General features: G+C 70.9%; 2 protein-coding genes and 1 pseudogene. All 3 read right to left on the minus strand.

The window, feature by feature from the left end:
- Positions 1-189 precede the first annotated feature (189 nt).
- Positions 190-1341: pseudogene (locus tag AB0G14_RS34860) on the minus strand (histidine decarboxylase); the annotation flags it as partial.
- Positions 1338-2072, minus strand: coding sequence for a hypothetical protein (locus tag AB0G14_RS34865; protein ID WP_357704920.1), 735 nt, complete (start codon positions 2070-2072; stop codon positions 1338-1340). The pseudogene AB0G14_RS34860 and the gene AB0G14_RS34865, both read right to left, overlap by 4 nt.
- Positions 2073-2344: 272 nt before the next feature.
- Positions 2345-3790, minus strand: coding sequence for an APC family permease (locus AB0G14_RS34870; protein WP_357704923.1), 1446 nt, complete (start codon positions 3788-3790; stop codon positions 2345-2347).
- Positions 3791-4199 lie beyond the last annotated feature (409 nt).

Raw genomic sequence — 4199 nt, forward strand, 5'->3', positions numbered from 1 at the left:
GCACGGCCGCAACATCATGCACGCCCTCACCGAACTCGCCACCGGCCGTCCCTGGCTACCCGCAACCGGAACGACCACCTGATCAGTCACCTCGCCGCCGTGTCGGTCGGTAGACGGCATCGGAAGACAGTCAGTGCCCAGCGGTGGTGTGGGCGATTCGGGCGAGAGTCGGGATTGCGGTATCGACCTCGGCGGTGCGGCGGCGGCGATGTCGGCTACGAACGCGTCGACTTGGCCCTTGCTGACGCCAGGCATGCAGATGATATGGCTGGTGTCCCCGTCGGTGGCCAGCAGCCACTTCTTGCGTACCTGTTCCGGTGGGGTGGCAAGGACGACGGTGAAGGCGTGGGGATGCCGCCACGCGGGCCATCCCGCGGCGGTGAGCTGGTTGACGGCATAGGCGGCAAGGGTTCGGGCTTCGCTGACCCGCCAGCGGTGTCCTTCGCGGCCGTGGGTGGCGATGGCGTGCCACAGCAGTGCGGCGGCCAGGCCGCAGCGGGAGCCGGTGATGGTGGTGTCGACGGTGTCGTTGTAGGCGACGTGGCTGCTGTGGCTGCGGACGCCGTCGCGGATGAGGACGACTCCGCACGGAGTCGGCACACCGAGAAACTTGTGACCGGACATGGCGATGCTGCCGATGCCGCCGGCGTCATCGAGGCGTAGCCGGCCGTCCAGGGCGAGCGGGATGCCGGACAGTGCCGCGTCGACGTGCAGGTGCCCGCCCGCGCCGTACTCGTCGAGGACGGCGCGGATGCGGGTGGTGTCGTCCACCGCCTCGGTCATGGTGGTGCCGGCCGTGGCCACCACGATGGCGGGCCAGCGTCGCCGCCTGCGGACCTGCGCGGCGAGATGCGCATAGTCCATCTCCCCGTCCGGCCGCGCGTCGATGACCACGCTCCGCGCGCCCAGTATCGCCGCCGTCTTGGAGATCGAGTAGTGCGCGGCGGTCGAGTAGTAGATCCGGGCGGTGGGATAACGGCGGTAGGCGGCGTGCAGGGCGGACAGGTTGCCTTCGGTGCCGCCCGTGGTCACGTATCCCCACCGGTCATCGGCCGGCATGGACAGGATGTCGGCGACCCAGGTGATGACGGCCCGCTCCAGCACCCGCGTGTGGGCTGTCCCGCCCGGGTCCGCTGGATCGCCGATGTTGTTCCACAACCGGCTGCCCAGGCGGGCCATGACCTTGCTGTGGTCGAGGTCCACGGCCCCGGGAAACCCGATACTCGTCGCCGCGTCGGCATCGGCCTGCTGCACCAGGCGGTCGAGGACGGCCGTGACATCGATCGGCGCGAGGCTGAGGTCCGCGGCACCGAGGAGACCGAGGGTGGAGTTGTGGGTCATGCCGGCCGCCTGGCGGTCAGGTGGGCGGTGAGGATGTCGTGCAGCGCGCCGAGTTGCCGCCACACCTCCCGGGTGGCGTCATCGTCTTCTTCGGTGAGGTGCTGGTGGGGGTTGTAGTAGGTGATCCGGTCCGGGTCGAGGGTTTTGTTGCAGCGGATTCCGTCCACGCCGATGCGGGCGTGGGGGTCACGGTCGATGTGCAGGGCGGTGCCGTCGGTCAGCAGCACGTAGCACTGGCCTTTGAGGTCGAACGCCGACCGGTAGCGGCCGTTGGCCGATTCGTCGCGCAGGGTCCGGGCGACCTGGTACCAGCGGCCCTGATCCGAGTCGAGGGTGGTGACGCCGATGCCGACGTAGGTCGCGTCGTCGGGCAGGGTCATGTCTCCGCCGTTGACCATCGAGCCGTCCGGCCCGAGAGGATGCCACCGGCGCCCGGCGGAGGCGGCACGTGAGATGTTGTCGCTGGCGATGACCGCCAGGTCGCCGAGCAGCCGAGGTAGGTCATCGGATTCCGGCGAGGCCAGCCACAGCCGGTGGGCCATGTGCAGCCGGTAGCCGTGCGGCTCGGCCGGGGCCTCGGATCTAAAGAACAGCATCACCCCGTGCGGACCGAGCGCATCGCGCTGCCCGAACCGCTGGTCGGCCTCGACCATGTGGCCGGCGTTGGCCCGCTTGGAGCGATACGCGACTTGCTTGCGCAGGTCCGCCGAGCGGCGGGCCCTAGCCGGCACACCGTCGTCGTCCTGCCTCTGCCAGGACGCAGGCGGCGACGAGGGCGCGGGTGGTGTGGGGGGAAACGTGGTGTCAGCCGGTCGATGGTAGTCGCCAGGCATTGGGGACACGCCGTAGCCGGGTGGTGGTAGTGCGTAATCGGCTGGCCTCCGGGGGTCAATGGGTAGTGCCGCCGGTGGGTGCTGCGGGCGCCAGCTGGGGCGCAAGGGATCGACACCGTGATGCCCGCCGGGTGCGGCAGTATGATTGCTCATCGTCGCGATCCTCCTTCTCAGATCGAGACGTTGATGGCGTCGGGAACGGCGTGCGCCGTCGGGGTACCGCGGCCAATGCCGGCGTAGACCTCGGGACGGGCTCGCCGCAGGATCCCGGCCCACACCCCGCCCGCAACGGCAGTGGCGACGAGGATCGCGGGCAGCAGAAAGGGGTACAGCGACCTGGGCGCGGCCCCGAGCAGCGAGCTGACGTTACCGAGCATCAAGGCCAGCACCACCAGCCCGCCGAGCACGCCCAGGGCGGGCGCGAGCCGCCACTCCCACACCCCCGGCCGCGGCCCGCGCACGCTGTCCGGTGCCCTGAACGCGGCCACCGACGCGGCCAACAGCAGACACAGCAGCCCCATCGCACCCAGCGTCGACAGCCAGGTGAACATCGCCGCGACGGGGTCAGCGCCGCTGAACGCGAATGCGCCCACTACCACCGTGGCGACACCGGTCTGCGCCAGTGACCCGCCGCGCGGCGCGCTGACCCGGGTCGCGCTGCCGCCTCGCGCGAGCCCAACAGGCAGGACGCCCTCGCGGGCCATCGCGAACACATACCGTGCGAGCACGGCGTGGAACGCCAGCATCGACGTGACGATCGCGAAGACCAGCATCAGCTCCGCGAGGACAACCCACCCACCGCCAAGACGCTCCAGGACCGAAAACGGCAGCCCGCCGGCAGGATCAGCGGCGACCTCGGCGACGGCTCCGGGGCCGACCGCCACCCCCATCGCCCACGCGGCCACCGCATACACCCCACCGAGCACCACCACTCCTGCGGTGGTGGCCCGGCTGACCGACCTGCGGTCGATGGCCTCCTCGACGAACGATCCCGGCGCGTCGATGCCCATGAACGCGGCCACACAGAAGGCAACCGCGCCGCCAAGGCCGCTGACCGCCAACCCTGAGGCGTCGAAGCCCGCCCAGGACAGCCGACCGTCCGCCGGTTGTCCCACACCGGCCAGCACGAACGCCGTGACGACCAGTAGCGAGACGGCCAGCACGGCGGCCAGGACCCGGGTGGACAGCACGATCGCCCGCAGACCCAACACCCCGACGACGGCCAGGGCGATGCCCGCCCACACCCACCATGTGCCGCCGAGCTCCGCGGCGATCGTCGCCCCGAACAGCCCGTACAGGCTGGTCTGGATGGCGTTGTAGGCCACCAAGGCGACCAGGCCGGCGGCGACGCCCCAGCCACGGCCCAGCCCGTTCGCGAGGATGCCGTAGTAGGCCGCCGGGTGTCGGACCTGGCGTGCCATCGCCGTGTACCCGACCGCGAGCACCGCCACCGTACCCGCGACGAGCACGAAGGTCAGGGGCAAAGCCGTCACCTTGGTGGTCGCGTACGTCGCGACGATGCCTCCGGCGAGCACCACCATGGGCGCCGACGCCGCAGCCCCGATCACCCACAACCCGAACGGAGTCAGCGTCCGCCGCGCGAGAGCTACCTGCACATGCGTTGACTTCACCGCCGCTCCCCCCGCTCCGGAAAGATTGGGCACGACGAGCGCTGGCAGTCATCCGCTGGATGTCGGTCCCCGGTAAGGGCGTTGGCCGCTATCAGGTGCACCGCCGCCGGCCGTACCGGGCCGGCGCGCCAGTAGCCCTGGTCACGGCCGAGCCGCCGCTGCGTGGTGTCCGCGTCGGGCGTGCACCTGAACAGGTCGTGGTGTCCGTCCGGCCACTCCCGCCGAATCGCGTACCCCCATGCGTACTTCGCGGGCGTCGCGTTTGCCACGTCTGTAAGGGCGGCACCGGTGCGGGCGGCGTGCGGCCGTCCCGGCAACCACTGCCCGGCATTGAGCGTTCGACGCGACCGGCGCCGCCCGCGAGGGCATCAGCACGACGCTGGAGCTGCTGGGG

The sequence above is a fragment of the Micromonospora sp. NPDC023814 genome, from assembly GCF_040639595.1.
Lineage (GTDB): Bacteria > Actinomycetota > Actinomycetes > Mycobacteriales > Micromonosporaceae > Micromonospora.